Consider the following 23,524-nt stretch of genomic DNA (forward strand, 5'->3'; position numbering starts at 1 on the left):
TCGGATGCTTATATTTCAGAAATCACTCAACGTTTGAATCATCGCCCAAGAAAAAGACTCGGATTTAGAAGCCCGAGTCAGGTATTATTCCAAGAACATGGTGTTGCACTTCAAATGCTAATCTAAGCGATTAAAATTATAAATATTATCTGTCTTATCTATGTTGAGAATATCCGTATCTTTAGCCGTGCAGGAAAGGTATTTAATTTAGAGAGATAGACCATGTTTAAGCGTTCTTTGCTGGTTGCAATGCTTGCAACAGCGACAGCTGCGACTCAAGCTGCGGCGTTAACCAAAGACAATGGTGCACCTGTTGGTGACAACCAGAATTCAATTACTGCTGGTCCAAATGGCGGTACTTTACTTCAAGATGTTCAACTCGTTCAAAAGTTACAACGTTTTGGTCGTGAGCGTATTCCTGAGCGTGTTGTGCACGCACGTGGTACAGGTGCATATGGTGAGTTTGTAGCAACGAAAGATTTGTCTGATTTGACCATCGCTTCTTTGTTTAAAGCGGGTACTAAAACTCCAGTTTTCTTACGTTTCTCTACGGTCATTCACGGAAAAGGTTCTCCAGAAACTTTACGTGACCCACACGGTTTCGCGGTCAAGTTCTATACCCAAGAAGGGAACTGGGACTTAGTGGGTAACCAGACGCCTGTATTCTTCATTCGTGATGCAATCAAGTTTCCTGACTTCATTCATGCGATGAAGCCAAGCCCAATCAACAACGTTCAAGATGCCAACCGCGTATTTGACTTCTTGTCTAGCCAGCCTTGGGCAACCAATATGTTGACTTATGTGTACGGTAAACAAGGGGTACCAACCAGTTACCGCGAACAAGACGGTTTTGGTGTTCATGCTTACAAGTTGTATAACGACCAAGGCGAATACAAATACGTGAAATTCAACTTCCGCTCGAAACAAGGCGTGAAGGGCTTGAACGTGAAAGAAGCTGCTGAGCAACAAGGTAAAGATTTCAACCACTTGACCAATGATCTTTACGCCAACATCAATAAAGGCAACTTCCCGAAATGGGATCTTTATATCCAGGTCTTGGATCCTAAAGACCTCAGTAAGTTTGACTTCGATCCACTTGATCCAACTAAAATCTGGCCGACTGACCTGGTTCCTGAAACGAAAGTGGGTACCTTAACGCTAAACCGTATGCCGAAGAACTTCTTCAACGAAACTGAGCAATCCGCTTTCGCGCCAGGCAACCTGGTTCCGGGGATCGAACCATCTGAAGACCGTTTACTTCAAGGCCGTATCTTCTCTTACTCAGATACGCAAATGTACCGTTTAGGTGCCAACCACCAGCAAATTCCAGTCAACCGCCCAGTTGTTGCTGTAAACAACAACAACCAAGATGGCTACATGAACGTAAGTGAACGCGATTCTGACGTGAACTACGAGCCAAGCCGTAAAGAACCAAAACCGGCAACTGAAAAAGCGCGTGCAGTTCAAACGCCGCTTTCTGGCACTGTGCAGCAAATCGGTGTGAAAGAGCAGAACTTTAAGCAAGCCGGCGAGCTTTACCGTTCATATACTGCCAAAGAAAAAGACGACTTAATCATGAACTTAGCGGCTGACTTAGGCAACGTTAAAGATTCAGAAACCAAACACATCATGTTGTCTTACTTCTACAAAGCTGACGCTGACTACGGTACGCGTATGACCAAAGCGGTAAATGGCAATCTGGTAACGGTTAAAGCCAAAGCTGCGCAACTGAAAGACTAATCCAGATTGGTCTATCGAATCGGTGACTAGGGTAAAGGCTTAAAGTCGCCACCGAAAGTCCTGTAAAACTCAATCCTTTCCTGCAACCCTAGGGGAGTTTTACAGGCATTTTAGTTGCATAAATTTGATTATCAACCCACTTGAGGCCGATGAACATGAAAGTGATATTGAATGGTTTAATGCTATCGATTTCAAGCATTCTATTAATGACTTTACTGACTGTCGGCATGACCAAACTACATGCTGCAGAAACGGCTCAAGTCACTCAGCAGCAAGTGTCGAATGCTGAGCAAGAATTGATTGCACTGTTTTTTGCTGCAGCCAAAACGGGAAATGAGGCAGTGATCAATGAATTTTTAAAACACGGTTTTCCAGTAGATGTCCGGAATGCCGATGGTTACACACCCTTGATGATGGCGGCATATTATGGAAATCAAAGCATTGTGACGACTCTACTGAAGTACGGTGCAGATCGCTGTTTGCGTGACAAGAAAGGCAATACCGCGCTCATGGGTGCAATGTTTAAACTGGAGTGGGCGATTGCCAAACAATTGCGCCAAGTCGACTGTGATGCCAATGTCAAACAGATGGGTCAAAAAACCACAGCTGAGTTTGCCAAAGTGATTGGTCAGGAAAAACAACTACAGAAAATTATTCAGGCGCAAGAAAAATCAGCAGCCAAAGTACAGAAATAATTTAGCCAGCCGAGGGGAAATTTTGATAGGAATCCGGCCAGCTATACGCAAAACTAGCAATATCAAGCTAAAAAGTGTGTTTTAATGCAGGCAGCACAGCGAAATTTCATTAGATATGGCTCCAATCATTCAATCTTTGCTTGATACTGACTTGTACAAATTTACCATGCTACAAGTGGTACTGCATAAATTTCCTCAAACCCATAGCGTCTATCATTTCCGTTGCCGCAACCTAGAGGATACGGTTTATCCCCTGACGGACATTCTGGATGATTTGAACCAGCAACTGGATTATTTGTGCCAGCTCAAGTTTAAAGAAGATGAGCTGCTTTATTTGCGCAGTTTACGTTTTATCAAAAGCGACTTTGTTGATTATCTGGAACTGTTCCAGCTGAAACGCCGCTTTATTAAAGCGGGGATTGATGCTGAAGGCCGTCTGGACATCTGGGTAGAAGGTCCCATGGTTCAGGCGATGATGTTTGAAATCTTCGTCTTGGCGATTGTCAATGAATTGTATTTCCAGCGTATTCGTACGCCAGAAGTGCTAGCAGAAGGTGAGCGTCGTTTACAGCATAAAATTGCGCTGCTGAAACAATATGAAGCCCAGCAAAATCCCAATGACCCGCCATTTTTAGTGTCGGATTTTGGTACGCGCCGTCGCTATAGTTATGCATGGCAAAAGCATGTGATTGAAGAGTTTAATCAGGCTTCCCCTTATATTTTCCGTGGTACCAGTAATGTATTGATTGCCAAAGATTTAGGTATTACCCCCATTGGGACCATGGCACATGAATTCCTTCAGGCATTCCAGGCGCTGGATGTACGATTACGTAATTTCCAAAAAGCGGCACTGGAAACCTGGGTACAGGAATATCGTGGTGACTTAGGCATTGCCTTGACGGATGTGGTAGGAATGGATGCCTTCCTGCGCGACTTTGATTTGTACTTTGCCAAACTGTTTGATGGCTTGCGTCATGACAGTGGTGACCCGTATGAATGGGGCGATAAAGCCTATGCTCATTACAAAAAACTGAAAATTGACAGCAAAACCAAAATGCTGACCTTTAGTGATGGTCTGAATATTGAAAAGGCCTGGAGCCTGCATCAATATTTTAAAGACCGTTTCCAAGTGAGCTTTGGGATTGGTACCAACTTGACCAATGATATGGGACAAACCCCGCTGAATATCGTGTTGAAACTGGTGGAATGTAATGGCCAGTCGGTAGCGAAAATTTCCGATAGTCCGGGAAAAACCATGACCGATAACGATACTTTCCTGGCTTATTTACGTCAGGTCTTCCAGATTCCAGAAGTGGAATAATCCTTTTTTTGCTATATCTGATTTTTTGCTAAATGAATGCAAAAAATCAGCATAATAGTGAAAATGAGTTGTGCTAAGATCATAAATGTTGATCTGAATAAAACTCGAAAAGTATGACTACATCTGCCTTTAATTTTGGTCTGCTGATAGAAGCAGAAGAGCTTGTGCCTTATTTGGGGAATGAGAAATTACGCATTGTCGATCTCAGCCGTCGTTCTGTTTATGATCAATTGCATATTCCGCATGCCATTCATGTGCAACCCAAACAACTGGTGCGTCAGCAAGAACAGGCTTCGGGTTTGTTGCCCGATATTGCCGGCCTGAAAGCCCTGATTGAGTATTTAAATATTTCTCCCGAGCATCATGTGGTGGCTTATGATGATGAAGGCGGGGCATGGGCAGGGCGTCTGATCTGGAATTTACACTGTTTGGGTTTTGAAAATACCAGTTTGCTGAATGGTGGTATTCATGCCTGGCTGGCAGCCGGTCTGCCGACTTCTTCTGACGTGGAAAAAGTCGTGCCTGTCGAGCATCTGGTAGAGATTAACCAGGCCAATATTGAACAATATCGTATTAAATATCCACAGCTTCTAGAAAAAGTACAACATCAGGAAACTCAGCTCTGGGATTGCCGCACTGAAGATGAATATACCGGTCTGCGACTTGCAGCGCGACGCGGCGGTCACATTCCAAATGCCCGACATTTTGAATGGAGCACTGCCCTTAATCGTGAAAATCATTTAAAATTACACCCCTTGGAACGCACCCAACAGCGCTTAGAACAATTGGGATTCAATTTAAAACAACCTGTAGTGGTGTATTGTCAGTCACATCACCGTTCAGGTCTGGCTTATATCTTGGGTCGACTCCTTGGTTGGAATATTCAAGCTTATGATGGTGCGTGGAGTGAATGGGGCAACCGCCTCGACAGTCCGATTATTACCGGAGAATTACCATCTTGAGCTTCACATCACGTTTAAAAAAACAAATTTTTATTCAAGCACAACGTGTCGTGCCACAACACCAGTTATCCCGTGTCGTGGGTAAACTTGCAGCGAGTGAAAACCCGATCATCAAAAATACCGTGATTCAGGCATTTAAAGCCCAGTACGGGATTGATATGTCGATTGCGGAACAAGGCAATGCACTCAAGTTCAAATCTTTTAACGAATTTTTTACCCGCTCTTTAAAAGAGGGCGTTCGTCAAATTGACCCGGACGTGCATAGCGTTGTCTCTCCGGCAGATGGCGCGATCTCGCAATTGGGGAAAATTGAACAAGGCGATATTTTTCAGGCCAAAGGTCAAAGCTTTTCGGTGGAAAAATTAATTGCAGATCCGCAATTGGCTGAACCTTTTAAAAATGGCCAATTTGCTACCGTGTATTTATCGCCTAAAGATTATCACCGTGTGCATATGCCATTTGCAGGGACATTGACTGAAACCTTGTATGTGCCAGGCGAATTATTCTCGGTCAATCAAACCACTGCGGAAAATATTCCCGGGTTATTTGCGCGTAATGAGCGAATGGTTTGTCTTTTTGATACCGAGTTGGGTCGTATGGCGGTGGTTTTAGTCGGTGCCATGATTGTAGCCGGAATTGAAACCGTGGCAACCGGTAAGGTGAAACCGACCGGACGCCTAGAATTAAACCAGCACAACCTGTTCCTGGAAAAAGGGGCAGAACTGGGCCGTTTCTATTTGGGTTCTACCGCGGTGATTTTATTTGAACAAGATAAAATGACATGGGATGCCGCGTTCAAAGCTAATTCGGTGGTAGTGATGGGCGAAGCTTTGGGACATACGGTTTAAAGGCTTTCAGCCTCCCTTTGTTAAAGGGAGGTTGGAGGGATTATCTCTATTCAATAAATCGCTTTAAGTTTATAAAAATCCCCCTCATTCCCCCTTTTGAAAGGGAGAGGTTCCCTCTCCTATAAGGAGAGGGCTAGGGAGAGGTTAAAAAGCCCCTCCACTTAACCTCCTCCCTCTGGGAGGAGGAATAATCACAATGGCCATTGTGATTATTACAGGGATGCCTCATTTCCTAAAAGGAGAGGGAACAGCAAAGCATAAAAAAAGCGCCTCGAATGAGGCGCTTTTTTTATGGATTCAACTTAGCGTTTCACCACAATAGAATCAATACCGCTGCGTTGCAGGGTTTGCTGTGCAATCACTGCAGCTTCCTGAGAATCATAAGGCCCTGAAATCACACGGTACCAAGTTTGACCGCCTTCAACCGATTTCACTACATCAGCAGATAAACCATTCAGGATAATTTCAGCACGGCGTGCATCGGCGCTATCCGGATCGGGATAACTGCGCACCTGCAGAATATAACTTGGCTGATGGGCAGCAGGAGCTTCAGTTGCATCCAGTCCCGGTTCAGGAGTTTCGGTTTTGATTGTCGGCTCTTCAGGGGCTTCAACAATCACTACGGCATCAGAGTTTTTAGTTTCAGGTACTGCCTGATCTGGAATAGGAGTGACTTGCTGTTGCGGCAATAAATCGTAGAAACGATAGTCTTTGTTTGTATCTTCTTGATAATGCTCTGAATTAATCTGATTTTTAGGTTTTACGGGTTCCCAGGGTTTCCATAACATTAAAGCTACTGCAAAACTTAACACGATTAAAATGACGACAAGTGTTCCCAGCCATGCCGGAATCAATGGTTTTTTTGGCTTATTGGGCCGTTCAGATACACCGCGCTGCGTTTTTCCAAACACGTGGAAACCTCATTTATTTTTTAATTGTTACCAACCACTTTGGGGGCCGCCCAAAGATAGAAGTCTTGATTGTTATATATTACATGACTGTCATCAGGATTTTGTTTAATTTTCACAATTTCAGCACAAGCTTGATGAATCTAGCATATAACTGAATATAAAAGAAATACAGGCCCATATAGAGCCTGTATTTGAATAGATTTTACCGTAAGTCTAACGAGTCTTTGGATTCCAATGCACTGAGTGAGTGCATTGGATTTCAAGTATGTAGCATGTCAATCTAAAAGCAGTGCTTTACATTTTAACTCGAGCACGGCTCTCATTTTGCGAGCATACAAAGCAGTGCTTTGTTTACATGCTCTCAGGTGCGGATACACCAAGCAATTCAAGACCGTTGCGTAAAACTTGCTGTACATTCACAGAAAGTAATAAGCGAGCTTGAGTTAATTCAGCATCATCGCCTAAGACTTTGTTTTCGTTGTACCAGCCGTGGAATAGCGCAGCAAGTTCTTTTAAGTAGTTACCCACTTGGTGTGGTTCATAACTGTTTGCAGCACGAACAACAATTTCAGGGTAAGCTGCAAGTTTAGCCAATACTTCTGTTTCAGCATCTAGTGCAAGTTTTGCAGCAAATTGACGTGCATTCAGTGCATCAAAGTTCACACCTGTGGTTGCTGCTTTTTCTAACATACGGCAGATACGTGCGTGCGCATATTGAATGTAGTACACCGCATTGTCTTTGCTTTGTGACACAGCAAGGTCTAAGTCGAAGTCAATGTGTTGTTCTGACTTGCGCATCACGTAGTAGAAACGTGCGGCGTCGTTACCAACTTCTTTACGCAAGTCACGTAAAGTCACGAACTGGCCTGAACGGGATGACATTTGCACCATCTCGCCACCACGCCACAAGCTGACGAACTGAACCAAAAGTACAGTCAGTTTAGAGGAGTCATACCCCATGGCATCAATGGCTGCTTTGACACGTGCAATATAACCGTGATGGTCAGAACCCCAGATGTCTACCAGATTGGTATAACCACGTTGTAATTTATTCAGGTGATACGCAATGTCAGAGGCAAAGTAAGTGGTTTGACCATTACGACGTTTTACCACGCGGTCTTTTTCATCGCCAAATTCAGTCGATTTAAACCAGATGTTGCCATCTTGTTCATACAAGAAACCACGCTGATCTAAAGTTTGTAAGGCTTCTTCAATTTTTTCAGTCAGGGTGGCTTCACTGAACCATTGATTGAAGGTGACGCCAAATTCACCCAAGTCATCTTTAATGTCATTCAGGATGGCTTTTAATGCCGCTTGATGGAATATACGATAGCCTTCGCCTAGATGGTTTTGAGAATTATTAATCAGACCATCAATGTGCTTTTCTTTGTCGCCAGACAATACAACTTTGTTGCCATCTGCATCCAGTTCGGCAGCATATTGCACATCTTCAGGCACATCTTTATAGATGTCCGCAACTGGACGTACATAGGCATCGCCATCTTGATCGATAATGCTTTGCGCGATTTCTTTAACGTAGTCGCCTTGGTAAGCATTTTTCGGAAAAACCAGTTCCTGACCGGTGAGTTGCAAATAACGCAGGTAAGTTGAAGTCGCCAAAATGTCCATTTGACGGCCGGCATCATTGACATAATATTCACGGTCAACTTTGGCGCCTGTAGCTTCCAGCAAGTTAGCCACGGTCATGCCGTAAGCTGCACCACGACCATGACCCACGTGCAGGCTAGAAGTCGGGTTAGCTGAAACAAATTCGACTTGGATGCGTTTTTCCGCATTGGCAGTAGTACGACCGAATTGCTCTTTTTGTGCTTGAATCTGGTCTAAAACAGCAAAACGTTGGTCAGCATTTAAAAAGAAATTAATAAAGCCAGGACCGGCAATTTCTGCTTTGCTGATATCTGCTACTTCAGGAAGGTTTGCGAGAATTTTTTCCGCCAGATCACGAGGTTTCATACCCGCAGCTTTAGAACCAATCATTGCAATATTTGAAGCGAAGTCACCGTGGCTTCGGTCTTTGGTTCGCGTTAAATGACCGTTGTTATTCCAGTCGGATGGAAGTACACCTTCAGCTTGAAGGGATTGCACTGCATGATCGAGAGCTGCTTGTATTGCCGTATTCATAATCAGTCGAAAAATAAATGTCGCAGAAAAACAGCAAATATAGCAAATTTCACAGTCTTTAGGTGAACCCATTTGTATTGAATGAATCTTGTCCGACAAGCTGGTTTAAATGGAACAGCTTAAATTCAGGAAAAGATTCAAAAAAACAGGATTTCTGGCATATTGTAAGGCTATAGAGCAGCAGAGTCGGTCCTATGCAACCTGAACGTCCTACGATTATTGGCAATATCCCGAAACTTCCCGCCAAATGGGCCACGGTGGTGATGCCATTTATGCTGTCCTGCCTGATGAGTGGCATTATTTCCTTTATCAATATGTTGCGTAATTTGGGCTGGATTGATGGCTTTCTGCACTTATGGCTGCATAACTGGATGATTTCCTGGGCCTTTGCTTTTCCGATTGTATTGGTGCTGTTGCCTGTAGTGCGTAAGCTGACCGCTAAACTGGTGGATATCCCTGAGCCTCCGGAAGCGAAGTAAAGCTAAAGAGAAGATAATCTTTTAATCAGGAAATAAACTAAAGCACCCAGTCAATCAGCGCACGAATAATCCCGAGGATTAAACCAATAAAGCCGCCGACCACCACGCCATTGACCCGGATCATGTGTAAATCGCCACCGACTTCATTTTCAATCTTGTCGATCATTACGCGTGAATCCCATTCATGAATGCGTTCGCTAATAAAACGAATCACTTTTTCACTGTATTGATCACTCAAGTTGATCGCGATGCCACTCATACGATCATTCAGCAATTGACGGACGGCCGGATTGGACACGATATTTTCGCCCACCTGTTGAATGGCCACACGCAGGTTCTGGGCAATACCTGAATCGGGTTTGAGCAAGTCGGCTTTAATGGCATCACATAGAATCACCACAGCCCCGCTGATAAAATTCAGCACCTGCGGGCTATCCAGCAGCGCATCTTTGGTGCTGTTCAGACGATGGCTGGCCAGACTGCCATTGTCAGCCAGCTCCAACATCAACTGATTGCCCATGTCCTCAATCTGTTGCCGCCAAGGATGCTGTGGATCGGCCAGCATGGATTCCACCCGTTCAATCAGTGAATCGATGGTGCGCTGCTGCACATCAATGCCAATCCAGCTCGCACCTTTGGCCAGTTTCCACACTCCTAATTCTTTAAACAAACGCCGAGTCAGTTCACGGGCCTGTTCAGGATGTGACAGCATCCATTCATGCGCTAAATCGAGTCCGCGTTGCAATACATCCTGATGAAAGTCATTTTCCAGTACGGCACGCAGCATTTCACTGGCGAGGGTATTGACCTGCGTGTTACGCACCCATTGCACGCTATTATTTTGAATAAAGTGGCCAATCTGTTCCTGCCCGACAAATTCAAAAATCTTGGGCACGGTTTGCTGAATAACTTGCGTGACTTGGGTGTTATTTTCCGGTTTAGCCAGCCATTGCCCCACAGCCAGACTGAGATCGGTGCTTTTCAGACTGCGTTCCACCACTTGTGGAGATAAAAAGTTTTCCTGAACAAAACGGCCCATCGATTCGGCAATCCGGGCCTTATTGCGCGGAATAATTTCAGTGTGATCGAGCAAAAATTTGGGAATCGGCATTTTCCCAAAGGGATTGCGGAACAGCACGGTAATGGCATACCAGTCAGCCAGACCACCGACCACACCCGCTTCGGCAGAGAGCATCAGAATATGGATGAACCAGGCATATTCAGGCATTAGCTTGGCGACCACCATCAGCACTAACCAGCCAACAATAGCGCTGATCAGAGCAATGGTGGCAAAGCGTTTACTGCGTTGCAAACTCGGAGTGGTGGCGGCTTCCGCTGAGGTCATGCAATCTTCCTGTAGATGCTAGGTTATGATTATTTTGCTGTATTGGGCGCTTGTGGTTGTAAAACTTGTCCCGTCGGGCTGAGGCCGTATTTTTGTCCTAAAGATTGCAAAATCAAATAGGCATCAAAGGCATCACCGGGTACTTTTTTCTGATCTTTATAACATTCAATGGTATAGGAAACTTGCACCGGGTCAATAGTGACTACTCGTGGCATGTCGTAGAAGGGATCAGGCCAGTAACCAGGATAACGACGATAGTATCCATAAGGGTAGTACATCGGGGATGAATAGACCACGGCCTGACGTGGCGGCTGGTTACGGTTGCTGGGGTCATTCAGCACCTTAAAATAGCGGAATCCATTTTGTATTGTGGTTTGAGCGGCTTTGACCAGAGTAATTTCCTCAGCAGTTCCAAAGCTCATATTGGGACGAGCCTGAAAACTGATGCGATAGGATTGGGCATTTAAAGGCGTATTGCCGAATTGTCCCAACTGGTCAAAGGTTAGGGGTTTTGAAGGTGTGCTTGCACAGCCTGACAGGGCAATGGCCACGGCCATGCTCAGACCCATAATGCTGTTTTTCATGTTAAACCTCCATAAGATTTACTGTGTGCGGGAGGGGACACAATAAATATTTAGAAACTACTGTTGGGTTGGGTTAAAAATTCGAGCTCTTCTGCAGTTGAAGTGCGCGCCAAGATCTGATTGCGATGTGGATAGCGTCCAAAACGGTCAATAATGGCTTTATGCATTTTCTCGTAATCCAGATTCATCGGATTACCCAGCCGTTGAAATAATTTTAACGCGAATTCATGAATCAGTTTCGATTCGCTATGCATAAAGGGCATGTATAAAAACGCACGTTGTTCTGGACTTAATTGTTTATCCAAATCCAGACTAATGGCTTCCTGAGCTAGTGCCAAAGCCAATGCATCTTGAGCAAAGGCTTGAGCCTGATCGCGAAACAGGTTGCGTGAGAATTGATCCAGTACAATAATTTCGGCCAGACGGCCTTCAGCGGTTTTGCGCCAGGACCATAGCTCAGCTTTTGCGGCTTGATGGTGAATATCTACAAACTTTTCATGTAGCAGTGCATCGAAATCGGCACTTTTGGCAAACCAGAAAGGCTGGGTTTTTGCATCAAACCAAAAGTCCAAAATATCTGGATAATTCATAATATTTACAATTCCTTAGCACTTATTATTCAATACAATCACAAAATTCAGATGTCTTATAGAGTATCTTTGTGATAAAAATTTGCCAGAAATAAAATTGACGTTTTGCCTGAAAACTATACAGGGTGTAATGTAGCAGCCGAAAATCACGTTATACTGATATAAACCGATGATTTTATTTTAGTAGTTTTATTTAGTAGTTATCTTCCGATAAGCGAGATTGTAATGAGTCAACCCGAATCGACCGCTCAAGTTGTAGTACCGACTTGGGTGGATTCTTCGCTATTTAAGGGCATGTTGCGCGGTATTGAACGTGAAAGCCTACGTATGCAAAGTAATGGCTTTTTATCACAAGCACCTCATCCCCAAGCACTGGGTTCGGCTTTAACACATCCGCATATCACCACAGATTATTCAGAAGCTTTGATGGAGTTTATTACTCCTCCACAAGACAGTATTGCAAAAGCCTTGGACTATCTGGCAGATATTCATGCTGTAGCGCATCGTCATTTGGAAAATGGCGAAAAACTTTGGCCCTTGTCTATGCCCTGCATGCTGGACGATCAAGAAGAAAACATTCGTTTAGCCCAATATGGCAGCTCCAATGTGGGGCGCTTCAAGACTCTATATCGTCATGGTCTGGGGGTACGTTACGGACGTCGCATGCAGACCATTTCCGGGGTACATTATAATTTATCCTTTCCGGATCAGGTGTTTGAAGCACTGCAACAACATGAGACTGATGACACGCTGAACAGCCTGAGTTTGCAGGATTATCGCAGTCATCGTTATTTTGGTCTCATTCGTAATTTTATTCGTTTAACACCCTTGGTCATGTTTCTGGTCGGCGCCAGTCCTTCGGTGTGTAAATGCTTTATGACCGGACGTGATCATCATCTGTTACCTTTGTTGAAAGGCACTTTGTATTTGCCCTATGCAACCGCATTGCGGATGGGCAATTTCGGCTATCAGAACTCGGCACAAAAACAACTGGGTATTCATTACAACAACTTGTCTGGTTATCTGGATGGCTTGCAAAAAGCGGTCAAAACACCGTATCCGGTTTTTAGCCGTTTGGGTTTAAATGACGAACAGGGTGAACCGATTCAGATCAATGATCATGTGCTGCAAATTGAAAACGAATACTACAGTCTGGTTCGCCCAAAACAGGTTCCTCAGTCAGGCGAAACGCCTTCTCAAGCATTGCAAAATCGTGGGGTTGGCTATGTGGAACTGCGTGCAGTCGATGTCAATCCGTATAGCCCGATTGGGATTGATGAAAACACTGCTGCCTTTCTGGAAGTGTTAGGCCTGTATTGTTTGTTGCAGGACAGCCCTGATCTGCTGGATGCGGAACAGGAACAGATTGAGCGTAATCAGGCCGAGGTGGTGAACCGTGGTCGTGCACCGAATGCATCGATTATCGATGCAGCGGGTGAACATCCAATTGAAGACTGGGCACGCGCGCTGGTCATCGCCATGCAACCTTTGGCTGATATACTGAATGCGACCTATAACACTGACCTGTATTCTGCTGCATTAACCATCATGCTGGGTCGTATTGATGAAGTGGATGAAACCTTGTCTGCACAGGTGATTGCCGATACGCTGGAAAATGGTGGAACCTGGAGTTTTGGTAGTGTCATGGCGCAGCAACATGCAATGACCTATGAACAGCATGCATTAAGTGCAGAAACTTCGGCTTATTTTGATGATTTAGCCGTACAGTCATTGCAACAACAACAGCAACTGGAACAAGATAGCAGCCTCAGTTTTGAGCAATATCTTGCCGATTATCGATAAAAAATGAAGAGGATTTACCATGCAATGGAGTTATCGCTTCGTGAGTGGTTTTTTGTTTTTAGCCAGCGTCATAGGGATGGCGTTTGCGCTGTATTTGGAACATGGACAAGGACTTGAACCTTGTCCGCTCTGCGTCTTTCAGCGCATAGGCTTAATGGGGCTAGGCATCATTTCTCTGATCGCTTTTTTACATAACCCGATTTCCAATGCGTTTAAACGCTTTTACGCCTTGCTGGGTATCCTTAGCATTCTCTGGTCTGCAGGTGTAGCAGCACGTCATGTCTGGTTGCAACATTTACCACCCGATCAGGTGCCGAGTTGCGGTCCGGGCTTAGACTACTGGCTGGATACCTTGCCTTTGAAGTCAGTCTTTGAACAAGTCCTTAAGGGTTCTGGTGAGTGTGCCAAAGTGGACTGGACTTTTCTGGGACAATCGCTTCCAGTTTGGTCATTTGTGTTCTTTGTTGTCCTGGCCTTGATCAGCCTATGGCAATTATTGCGTCACTATCCGTTGGCGAGCGCTAAAGCTGCGAAGAAAAAATAATTCAGATTGTGTCTGAACAGAAGTAGTTCAGGCAGTACATCCATATATAAAGGGGGAACGGGGTTCCCCCTTTATATTTCTATGAAAAATCGACAATGAATGACTAAGTCAGCGCAATGCCTGACAAATCTTCTAAATGCATCCGATATTCATGGACCTGTTCTGTGACCTGTTCATCTTGAGATGGATAGAACCATTTGGCAATCTGTTCAGCCACGCTGGAATGATAGTTAATTTCAAAATGACTCAGGCCATAAAAAATCGCTTTATGTGACTCCGGCACTTTGAGTTGAAAACGCGGATTGGGATGTTCACCTAAAGCACTTTTTACACTGACCAGATAATCGCCCAAGACATTCAATGTACGGTTCTTTTTATTTTCATATTCAATGGTACCTGCAACCAGGTAGGTATTGATATAGCTTGGTAATGGTGCCGGCTTGCGGTTGTCATCCATACCACCAATTCGGGCATGATTATGTTCCCAGTCATCATCCCGGACGCTGCCATAGCGTAAATCGAGAATGCCATTACTGCGGATATTGACAATATGCCGGATAATTTTCACAAAAGGGAAATGTCCGAGTTTATCTTGCAGGATGAAACCAAAACGTTCCAATACCGCACCATGGTGCGGAGACCCAAGACAGACCAAATTTTCAGTCAGATGCATCCATTGATACATATTCTGTTTGCCATAAAACAAGGCACTGCGTAAGACTAAGCCACCCATGCTGTGACCGATTAAATCAATACTGGTAATCCGTGGATTACACCGTACCAAGTCTTCTAAAGTATTTGCCAGACTGCGACCATTGGCGGAAATACGTCGTCCAGTATTGTAATTCAGGTAAAGCATGGTGTTATGGTCACGTTGTGCCAATAATTTTTCACCAATGCCCCCATACTGGCGATTGCTCCAGTCGAGATGGTTCATACATAAACCATGTACAAAAATCACAATCCGGCCGGATAAATCGCCTTTTTGCAGTCCGCCATAATGGTCGTAGAGCACCATCGGTAGCGCCATAGGATTTTGATATTTCAGTAAATAATCTCCCAATACCCCGTTTAGAGCACCCACCAGAAAATGTAATGCCGGGGTAAGTGGTTTTTCATGTAATTTTGGATATTTTTCAATAATTTGACGTAATCCGGGTGCCAGTAAATAGGACCCGTAATTCAGCAAGGTATCGTAGGAAAACTGGTACAGTTTGTCGATATATGGAATATTTTGTAATTTTTTTGAGCGCTGTTCACTCATGCCAAATAAGCTAATCAGGATTTCACATTGAATTGCCTGGATCAGGTCTTGCATCACGTCGCTGAGACGAGTCGTCACCAATTGTGCGAGACCTTCTAATACATCAGCTTGGCTAGGCGGTGTACGGTCCCATTTACAATAGGTTTCATGTAAAGGGGTTAAGCTGGGCATTTGATCCTATCCTTTTTCTCACCATGTCTCCCATACACTTTATTTTTTCTTGGGATCACGGTATAAATTCTTAACTTTTGATGTTATATCGTTCATCTCGAACAGCTTTTACAATAACGATGATTGTGTTTCGGTGCTAATTTTTTTGTCTAACAATCCTGCTTATATCTAAACAAGAGCAAAAGCGTACTTGAGACTGTTGGATAAAATGAATCTAGTTTAAATTGGGTAATGATGCAATAAAAACCATGAACATCATTTATTTACATGGATTTCAAAGCAATGCTTTATCCATAAAAGGGCAACAGCTTAAACATTACTGTCAGCATAGCGATGTGCAGGTGCATTTGCCGGATCTGAACATGCCTCCTGAGCAGGCGATCGCGCATGTGGCCCAGATGATTGAAGATCTGGATCAGGTGGGGCTGGTGGGCAGTAGTCTGGGCGGCTTTTATGCGACACAACTGGTCGCAAAGTATGGCGTGCCGGCTGTTTTAATTAATCCGGCTATGCGACCATGGCAACTGTTTCGCGACTTATTTGGCGCCGAGCAGATTCCCTATGTGGTCAATGCTGAATGGACGCTGGATCATCGCCATCTGGATCAGCTGGAGCAGATGGCATTGCCATTTGTGCAAGATGCAGACAAAATTTTAGTGTTATTACAACAAGGTGATGAAGTTTTGGATTATCGTGAAGCACAGCGTTATTATAGCAACGCTTCACATCAGTCGATGCTGATCACGGAAGCAAATGGCAACCATGCCATGGAAAATTTCGCAGACAAAATACCGATGGCATTACAGTTTTTATCGGATTGTATAAATTAAGGAAACAGTACAACGTGTCTCAATATACGGCCCAATCACTTGAAGTTTTATCTGGTTTAGATCCGGTACGTCGTCGTCCGGGTATGTATACCGATACCACTCGTCCAAACCATTTGGCACAAGAAGTTATTGATAACGCCGTGGATGAGGCATTGGCAGGTCATGCCAACAAGATTACAGTCACGGTCTATAAAGATGGCTCGTTGTCGGTAGAAGATAATGGCCGCGGCATGCCGGTCGATATCCATCCTGAATATGGTCAAAGCGGGATTGAAATTATTCTGACCAAACTGCATGCCGGGGGCAAGTTCAGTACCGATAACTACCAGTTTTCCGGTGGTTTGCACGGGGTTGGGATTTCCGTGGTCAATGCGCTTTCGACTCGGGTTGAAGTAGAAGTTCAGCGTCAGGGCAACCTGTATAAAATGGCCTTTGAGCAGGGTGAAGCCGTTGCTCCGCTAGAAGTGCTGGAAGGTAAGGCCCCGAAACGGGCCACCGGAACCACGGTACATTTCTGGCCTGAAGCCAAATATTTTGATTCGCCCAAGTTTGCCCTTAAAGCCTTAAAACATAATTTAAAAGCCAAGGCGGTACTGGCGGCTGGTCTACAAATTATTTATGTCGACCAAATTAATAATGAAAAAATTGAATGGCAATTTGAAAATGGTCTGGTCGACTATCTGATGGATGAATTGCAGGATCGCGAGATCGTGCCCAATCCTGCGTTTGTCGCCACTGGTGAAGCAGAACGTGCCAGTGCAGAATTTGCGATTTGCTGGAATGCCGAAGGTGGCGAACAGATTCAGGAAAGTTATGTCAACCTGATTCCAACCGCGCAAGGCGGTACGCATGTTAATGGTTTGCGTTCAGGCGTCACCGATGCGATGCGTGAGTTCTGTGAACTGCGTAATCTGTTGCCGCGTAATTTAAAATTGTCAGCGGAAGATGTCTGGGATGGGGTGAACTACATTCTGTCATTAAAATTTCAGGAACCGCAATTTTCCGGTCAGACCAAAGAACGTCTGTCGAGCCGTGAAGCTTCCGGCATAGTGCTGAATATTGCCAAAGATGCCTTTGCCTTGTGGCTTAACCAGAATTCAGATATTGCCATGCAGCTGGCTGAACTGGCAATTGCCAAGGCCGGTCGTCGTTTAAAAGCGGCGAAAAAAGTGGAGCGCAAGAAGATTGTTTCCGGGCCTGCGCTCCCGGGTAAATTGGCCGACTGTGTCGGACATACCCTGGAAGAATCAGAACTGTTTATTGTGGAAGGGGATTCTGCGGGTGGTTCTGCCAAACAGGCACGGGACAAAAATTTTCAGGCCATTATGCCGATTCGCGGGAAAATTCTGAATACCTGGGAAGTGTCTTCAGATGAAGTCTTAGGTTCGCAAGAAGTGCATGATATTGCCATTGCCATTGGGGTTGACCCCGGTAGTGATGACTTGTCAGAACTTCGCTACGGTAAAATCTGTATTCTGGCCGATGCCGATTCCGATGGTTTGCACATTGCGACTTTGTTATGCGCCCTGTTTGTGAAACATTTCCCGACCATGGTCGAAGAAGGGCATTTGTTCGTGGCAATGCCGCCGTTATTCCGTATCGATGATGCCAAAGATGTGCACTATGCGCTGGATGAAGACGAGCTGGAAAGCATCCTGAAAAAATGTAAAACCAAGAGCCCTCAAATCACCCGATTCAAAGGTTTGGGTGAAATGAACGCCAGTCAGTTGCGTGAAACCACGATGGATCCAAACACCCGTCGTTTAGTGCAGCTGGATCTGGATGATGCGCAATTTACCGCAGGCTTACTGGATAAATTGCTGGCGAAAAAACGTTCCTCTGACCGTAAACACTGGCTAGAACAGAAAGGTAATCTGGCTGATCTGGCAGTTTAAATTTTATTTGAATGCATACGCACGTATGTAGATGAAAAGCCCGCAGTTGCGGGCTTTTTTAATTTAGTTCTTGAAAATCTAGTTAAATTTTATTAACTTAATGAGCAAGGTCGCCTACCGTACTTACGCATGAGTAGAAAAGGGATTTCTAAATTGAATTTTAGTGATTTAAACAGTACATAATTTTAATTTTCTTAAGTAATCAATCCGTTTGGTTCTTAGTATTTAAACATGCGTTGCTAAAAGTCTAATGACACCAAAATCATTGCTATGATTAGGATTGAAAGATGAGAAAGTTATGTCTATTCAAGATTTTGCATATCAATTAGCACAAAGAATTCAAACTAAACATGCTGTAAAAATCAGTCGCTCACATATTTATGAATTGATTGCTTTAAATCAAGGTTATCGATCTTACAATTCTTTTGTAGCTCAAAATCTTTTACTCAACTGTGAATATGATTCTTCGGAAGAATATTATGAGCATGAATTATTAAATTTATTAACACTTGAGATTCTCAAAAATCCTCCAAAAACAGATTACTCAAATTATGATGATGAAGATATTCATTGGGATGATTATGAAAGTTATGAGTTATTGGAAAAAATTCGAAATTTAATTTCAAAACTACAAAGTTTGTTAAAAAATGAGTATTTGGAAGAACAGCTTTTGAATATTGCTAAAACATTGCAATATGATTTTTTGTTTCTAAATTTAAATTGTCTGAACTTCAAAGAGCTCCGGGAATCATTGAGTTATATTGATTATGAAAATGGCTCAGTGGAAGAAAGTGAGGAATTATTTGACGAAGATATCAATTTTGTAAGTATTCAAAAAAATCTAGAGAAAATTCATAGGTATGCTAAAGAACGTAATAATTTTGATGCTTATGCAGTTTTGGCAGCATATTATCGTTATTTAGCCAATCAAATTGCACCTTACGGGCGAGATAGGTCTACATTTGGAAGTAAGTGGGATAATAATAAACAAAAATATATTTCATCTAATGATGCAAAGAAAAAAATTGATCAATATGATGATTTTATAAAATTTGCAGAGTATTACGAAGAGTTTATCAAATTTGCACCAGCAAATATTGAAGAGATCAATCTGAATGCAGGTACAGAAACGGTATACAAACAATTTCTTTATTTATGTAATCGAGGAGATCTAGAAGCAATTGAGTGTTTTTTATACAATAAAATATTCAAAAATTCAGGTGAAGCTTGGGTCTATATATATTTGGCGAAGCTGTTGGATATGGATTTTACTCAGGATGATTTCAGAGCTTATAATGCCTATACAGGTGAAGCCTATGATGATTATGGACCTATGGCAATTGCAGGAAGAGAAGCTATTCAATATGCTGTCCATCTTGAACAATTAGGGGATGAAAAAGATCAATTAGCCAGAAAAATTGCCCAAGAATTATTTGAAAATCTGTAAATCATGAGCCCTCAAATAGAGGGCTTTTATTTTTCCAGTTTCTAAATGTTTTTTATAGTTTTTTAGAGCATAAAATTTTTGCCCCCAATTGATTGTATTGACTGATTTTATCGTAATCTTGTCTTAGTTCTTGAACAAATGATATTTGCATGAATGCGCAAAATCAGAATTAAGTTACGTAGAGTAAAAGTTGTTCTTAAAATTATTAAGCTCCTGATTTTTTTATCTATTGAAAATTCATTTATTCTAAATTTAATTGCATCAACACCAGATCACGCCATTTCCCAAACTTCTGTCCAACTTCAGGCATATAACCGGTTTGCTTAAAACCTAATGTTTCATGTAACAGGATAGAGCCTGAATTTTCTGCATCAATCGCAGCAACCATGACATGAATATGATTTTGCCGTGCATGATCAATCAGTTTCAGCATTAAGGTTTTACCCAGACCTTGTCTAATAAAGTCCGGATGGATAAACACAGAATGTTCAACCGTTTGTTTAAAGCCTTGAATCTGGCGGAAAGAAGAATAATCTGCATAGCCTGCAATTTGTTTAGTCTCTGAATGTTCAGCGACAAATAAAGGAAATTGTTGAGTACTGAGATCGTTAAACCAGCTGTGAAAATCTTCTATCGACTTTTCGGTGCTATTCCAGGTCGCTGTTCCATTTAAAATTTCAGCATTATAAATTTTTAGTATGTGTTTTAGGTCTTGTGTTTGAGCAGGACGGATCAGAAAGCCCATGAGTATATGCCGAACGGATAAATAGAATATGGATTTTAGAAATAAACCTGATTTTCAGCAATAAAAAAGCAAGGCTTAAGCCTTGCTTTTTCAGTGTTCAAAACATGGTGCTTAGAAGTGGTATTTTACCAAAGCACTGACGTCGTTTTGATTTACACCAAATTTGTTGCCGTATTTATTGTTCCAAACAGAGTGTTCGATACCTACGTATAAACGTGTATCTGGAGAGATATGCTTACCTACATTCCATTTGTACTGAGTAGTCCAGTTCAATTCACTTGCATGATCATCTTCAGCAGTAGACCAGTCTAGGAAACCATCGACCAGAAAGTCTTCAGAACCTGCCTTGAACGGAATACCGTAGACAAAGGTCATTTGGTAATCATCTTTAGTGTTGTCATTGGCTGCTTTATAGAAGTTCAACTGGGCATATTGGAAATATGGAATATCCAGATCAAAACCTACACCGTATAGGTAGTTATTGAAACCTTCACCGCCTTCCCAAGTGGTTGCAACCAAAACGTCTTTAATTGGACCCACTGCAAGTTTTTGACCTGAAACAGCACCTAAACTTAAACGAGGTGAGACTTCGAAGTAAGTCTGATTGCCATCTGGATCGTTGTTTGTGCGGTCAGCAAAAGCAAAGAAATCACCATATTTAAAGCCAGCACCATATTCAAAGGTAACAGTACTTTGATCGATTTCTTCATCACCAGTTGCATAAGGTGATTTGTAATTTTCACCATAAAGACCAGTCACGCTGAAGTCTTGCCATACTGGTGCAGCCTGTGTAAATGCAGCAGTTGAAGCCAATGCACATGTAGCAAAAATTTGTGTAAGTTTCATTAAAAAATATCTCCCCCGAGAAGCACACAAAGGATACAGATTCTTAACCAAAAAGAAAGTCAAAATTGATTGACGGTTAAAAAATAGTGTAATTTGCAAAAAATTTTGTGATCAAATGAATAACACAGCATTGATACTTAAAAAGTACATGCCGATAAAAAAGATAAACCTGTTTTGGACAGAAATTTGATGGGATAAAAATAATGTGAGATTTATCAGATAATTTAAAAAAATAATAGAATCACATAGTCTTTTTATGGGATTTAAAAAAATATCAAAATACTACTTGCATATGCTTCACTTAGACCCTTATATTCAAAGCATAAGGACACGAATCTGCAGACTCAAAAGTGTTCATCGTTCAATGTGGAGGACTTGGTTCCAAACTAATTTGATAGATGCTCAGCGCTGTTTTTAACAGCAAGTTTAAACGTGCCAAGATAAGAAGTTTTGCACAAAAGATTTGAATAAAGAGGATGAAATTATATGAACATTGAAATCCGTACAGATAAAAACATTCAAAATAGTGATCGATTAATTACTTATGTTCGTGCAGAACTGAATGCAGAATTCCAGCGTCATAGTGAGCGTATTACCCATTTCTCGGTTCATTTCAGTGATGTAAACGGCGCCAAAGGTGGTGCAGATGATATCAACTGTATGATTGAAGCACGTCCAGCAGGTTTAAAACCCGTGGTTGTGAATCATCGTGGTCACAATATCGATACTGCGATTCATGGAGCGATTGACCGCTTAAAACGCAGTCTGGAACATGTGTTTGAGAAAAAAGAGAACCCGCGTGGCGGGGCGCTTGAACTGGCTGAAGAAGCTGTTGAGGCAGAAACGACACATGATTAAGCAGTATTCTGCTTAAATAGATAAAAAAGCTCTTCGGAGCTTTTTTTATTGCAGGCATGAAATTTTTCTTAAAAGTAATAAAAATGTATGGCTTATACATTTAGCTAAAACAAATCACCGTTTATTCGGCATAATAGTCTGAAAATGATTGAAGAGAACGTTCTCCATGTTAACAGCACAACAACAAGTCTTTGTACAGGCAATAGAAGAACTCAATCTTGCTCAGGTGCAACGTCTTTTGGCAGATGGTCTCGATCCTAATTTTATTGATCTTGAGAAAGGCCCAGCCATTTCAGTCTGGTCAGATGGTTTGTTTCAATGGTGGGAACATATTTGCGAAGCCTATGAAGCGGGTTCTCCTTTATCTGAACAAGAAAAACAACAAAATCTGGCAGTTCACCTTGAAATTTTAGATGCGTTGATTCAAGCCAAAGTCAATTTGCATTTATGGGATGCAGAAGAACTGTATGGTCCATTGTGGGATGCTGCCAGTTCTGCCTGTGTGCCTGCGGTCAAACGCTTGTTAGATGAAAAAGTAGATCCTAATAGCAAAGATGAAGAAGGTTTAACCATTTTGTCTTCAATTAGTGATTTATTTTTCGATTGTGATTTTGATGAAATTAACTGGTCTGAAGCCTTGGCCGAAGAAAAGCAAACTTTGGAATTGCTTCGTAGTTACGGTGCAAAAATGACCAAAGAATTAACATAATAGCGAGATCAAAAATGTCTGTATTAAAAACAGCAAGTTTTATTTTTGCAGCCGGTTTTAGCATCCCTGCCATAGCTGCCGATTTTTCTTTTGATCGCCCGGGTGCAGGCATGGGTATGGGCATTACGCCGGTAGGCCATCTAGCTTGGGAACAGGGCATTCCAAGTGCCAATTATCAGGAAAGCACTGTAAATGGCGAAAAGCTGAAAAGCACGACTTTAAATGGCGACATGCTGTTCCGTACAGGTTTGGCACAAGATATGGAACTGCAATTGGGATGGCAAGGCCCCGCCTGGAGCAAAGTTAAACGTGCAGGTAAGTCAGTTGAAGAAGATGGTTTAGGCGATGTCGGCATCGGGGTAAAAAAAGCCATTAATCTAGATGATGAAAAGCTGTCTATGGCGATTTTAGCCGAAGCGATTCTGGCTACAGGCAATGATCAATTTAGCAATCATGATGATATTTATAGTCTCAGTTCTGCCGTAGCTTATGAATATAATGAGTTAATCAATACCTCGATGACTATGCGTTATGAAGTTCAAAACAGTAATTGGGCTATCAATGCTATACCGACTATTGAATATAAAATTACCGATAAATTATCCGGGTTCTCTGAACTGGCTTATCGTAAAGCCGAAAGTGAAGAGAGCGAATATGCACTGGGTTCAGGGCTGATTTATGCGCTGAATGACCGCCTGCAACTCGATGCCAGTGTCGGGGTGAATTTGAATGGCAGAGATAAACGCTATCAATCAGGTTTAGGTGTGTCCTACCTTTTCTAATAAAAAATATAAA

22 protein-coding genes are annotated in these 23,524 nt (G+C 42.7%); 14 read left to right on the forward strand and 8 right to left on the reverse strand.

The annotated features are described in order from the left end of the window. Positions 1-222 precede the first annotated feature (222 nt). The 5 genes from FB6_RS00315 (at position 223) to asd (ending at position 5,566) form a co-directional block, all read left to right on the forward strand. Positions 223-1,740, forward strand: a complete 1,518-nt coding sequence (locus tag FB6_RS00315) for a catalase (protein ID WP_174558090.1) — start codon at positions 223-225, stop codon at positions 1,738-1,740. Between the two features lie 227 nt (positions 1,741-1,967). Continuing rightward, complete coding sequence (locus tag FB6_RS00320; RefSeq protein ID WP_438819950.1) at positions 1,968-2,435, forward strand: ankyrin repeat domain-containing protein; 468 nt, start codon at positions 1,968-1,970, stop codon at positions 2,433-2,435. Positions 2,436-2,550: 115 nt separating this feature from the next. Next, on the forward strand, positions 2,551-3,756 hold the full coding sequence (pncB, locus tag FB6_RS00325) for a nicotinate phosphoribosyltransferase (protein WP_174558091.1): 1,206 nt from the start codon (positions 2,551-2,553) through the stop codon (positions 3,754-3,756). A 113-nt stretch (positions 3,757-3,869) separates the two neighbouring features. Then, complete coding sequence (locus FB6_RS00330; protein ID WP_174558092.1) at positions 3,870-4,718, forward strand: sulfurtransferase; 849 nt, start codon at positions 3,870-3,872, stop codon at positions 4,716-4,718. Then, entirely contained in the window at positions 4,715-5,566 is an 852-nt protein-coding gene (asd, locus tag FB6_RS00335; RefSeq protein WP_174558241.1) for an archaetidylserine decarboxylase, read from the forward strand. Before FB6_RS00330 ends, asd begins: the two co-directional genes overlap by 4 nt. A gap of 302 nt (positions 5,567-5,868) precedes the next feature. On the opposite strand, the gene FB6_RS00340 is transcribed toward asd, so the two are convergent. Both FB6_RS00340 and argS read right to left on the reverse strand, forming a co-directional pair. Continuing rightward, the gene (locus tag FB6_RS00340; RefSeq protein ID WP_174558093.1) at positions 5,869-6,477 is read right to left on the reverse strand and encodes an SPOR domain-containing protein; all 609 of its coding nucleotides are present in this window, start codon (positions 6,475-6,477) and stop codon (positions 5,869-5,871) included. 351 nt (positions 6,478-6,828) lie between these two features. Beyond that, positions 6,829-8,619, reverse strand: coding sequence for an arginine--tRNA ligase (gene argS, locus FB6_RS00345; RefSeq protein ID WP_174558094.1), 1,791 nt, complete (start codon positions 8,617-8,619; stop codon positions 6,829-6,831). Between the two features lie 194 nt (positions 8,620-8,813). On the opposite strand from argS, the gene FB6_RS00350 reads away from it, so the two are divergent. After that, a complete protein-coding gene (locus FB6_RS00350) occupies positions 8,814-9,098 on the forward strand; it encodes a DUF2798 domain-containing protein (RefSeq protein WP_174558095.1) in 285 nt (94 codons plus the stop codon). 37 nt (positions 9,099-9,135) lie between these two features. Here the strand turns inward: FB6_RS00350 and FB6_RS00355 are convergent, their stop codons facing one another. The 3 genes from FB6_RS00355 to FB6_RS00365 are packed head-to-tail and all read right to left on the reverse strand — an operon-like array spanning position 9,136 to position 11,617. Next, positions 9,136-10,443, reverse strand: a complete 1,308-nt coding sequence (locus tag FB6_RS00355) for a DUF445 domain-containing protein (protein ID WP_174558096.1) — start codon at positions 10,441-10,443, stop codon at positions 9,136-9,138. Positions 10,444-10,472: 29 nt separating this feature from the next. After that, positions 10,473-11,027, reverse strand: coding sequence for a CC0125/CC1285 family lipoprotein (locus tag FB6_RS00360; protein WP_174558097.1), 555 nt, complete (start codon positions 11,025-11,027; stop codon positions 10,473-10,475). Positions 11,028-11,077: 50 nt separating this feature from the next. Further along, positions 11,078-11,617, reverse strand: coding sequence for a DUF924 family protein (locus FB6_RS00365; RefSeq protein ID WP_174558098.1), 540 nt, complete (start codon positions 11,615-11,617; stop codon positions 11,078-11,080). 225 nt (positions 11,618-11,842) lie between these two features. On the opposite strand from FB6_RS00365, the gene gshA reads away from it, so the two are divergent. Further along, positions 11,843-13,420: a glutamate--cysteine ligase gene (gene gshA, locus FB6_RS00370; protein WP_174558099.1), complete on the forward strand. Its 1,578-nt coding sequence runs from the start codon at positions 11,843-11,845 to the stop codon at positions 13,418-13,420. A 19-nt stretch (positions 13,421-13,439) separates the two neighbouring features. Then, on the forward strand, positions 13,440-13,964 hold the full coding sequence (locus FB6_RS00375) for a disulfide bond formation protein B (protein WP_174558100.1): 525 nt from the start codon (positions 13,440-13,442) through the stop codon (positions 13,962-13,964). Positions 13,965-14,067: 103 nt separating this feature from the next. Here FB6_RS00375 and FB6_RS00380 read toward each other — a convergent pair whose 3' ends face one another. Continuing rightward, positions 14,068-15,399 carry an alpha/beta hydrolase gene (locus FB6_RS00380; RefSeq protein ID WP_174558101.1) on the reverse strand — a complete coding sequence of 444 codons (1,332 nt, stop codon included), beginning with the start codon at positions 15,397-15,399 and terminating at the stop codon, positions 14,068-14,070. Positions 15,400-15,647: 248 nt separating this feature from the next. Between FB6_RS00380 and FB6_RS00385 the strand changes: the two genes are divergently transcribed. The 3 genes from FB6_RS00385 to FB6_RS00395 all read left to right on the forward strand — a co-directional run bounded on the left by FB6_RS00385 (position 15,648) and on the right by FB6_RS00395 (position 19,571). After that, positions 15,648-16,229, forward strand: coding sequence for a YqiA/YcfP family alpha/beta fold hydrolase (locus tag FB6_RS00385; protein WP_174558102.1), 582 nt, complete (start codon positions 15,648-15,650; stop codon positions 16,227-16,229). 14 nt (positions 16,230-16,243) lie between these two features. Continuing rightward, positions 16,244-18,124: a DNA topoisomerase IV subunit B gene (gene parE, locus FB6_RS00390; RefSeq protein ID WP_174558103.1), complete on the forward strand. Its 1,881-nt coding sequence runs from the start codon at positions 16,244-16,246 to the stop codon at positions 18,122-18,124. 298 nt (positions 18,125-18,422) lie between these two features. Further along, positions 18,423-19,571: a hypothetical protein gene (locus FB6_RS00395; protein WP_174558104.1), complete on the forward strand. Its 1,149-nt coding sequence runs from the start codon at positions 18,423-18,425 to the stop codon at positions 19,569-19,571. A gap of 241 nt (positions 19,572-19,812) precedes the next feature. On the opposite strand, the gene FB6_RS00400 is transcribed toward FB6_RS00395, so the two are convergent. Then, entirely contained in the window at positions 19,813-20,316 is a 504-nt protein-coding gene (locus FB6_RS00400; protein ID WP_174558105.1) for a GNAT family N-acetyltransferase, read from the reverse strand. 111 nt (positions 20,317-20,427) lie between these two features. Continuing rightward, positions 20,428-21,162 (reverse strand): outer membrane protein OmpK, encoded by a 735-nt coding sequence (locus FB6_RS00405; protein WP_174558106.1) that lies wholly within the window; start codon positions 21,160-21,162, stop codon positions 20,428-20,430. A gap of 486 nt (positions 21,163-21,648) precedes the next feature. On the opposite strand from FB6_RS00405, the gene FB6_RS00410 reads away from it, so the two are divergent. The 3 genes from FB6_RS00410 to FB6_RS00420 all read left to right on the forward strand — a co-directional run bounded on the left by FB6_RS00410 (position 21,649) and on the right by FB6_RS00420 (position 23,511). Then, on the forward strand, positions 21,649-22,020 hold the full coding sequence (locus FB6_RS00410; protein ID WP_174558107.1) for an HPF/RaiA family ribosome-associated protein: 372 nt from the start codon (positions 21,649-21,651) through the stop codon (positions 22,018-22,020). A 166-nt stretch (positions 22,021-22,186) separates the two neighbouring features. Beyond that, the gene (locus FB6_RS00415) at positions 22,187-22,729 is read left to right on the forward strand and encodes an ankyrin repeat domain-containing protein (RefSeq protein WP_174558108.1); all 543 of its coding nucleotides are present in this window, start codon (positions 22,187-22,189) and stop codon (positions 22,727-22,729) included. Positions 22,730-22,743: 14 nt separating this feature from the next. Then, entirely contained in the window at positions 22,744-23,511 is a 768-nt protein-coding gene (locus FB6_RS00420; protein WP_174558109.1) for a transporter, read from the forward strand. Positions 23,512-23,524: the final 13 nt, after the last annotated feature.

It is taken from the genome of Acinetobacter bouvetii, assembly GCF_902753875.1.
GTDB classification, from domain to species: domain Bacteria; phylum Pseudomonadota; class Gammaproteobacteria; order Pseudomonadales; family Moraxellaceae; genus Acinetobacter; species Acinetobacter bouvetii_A.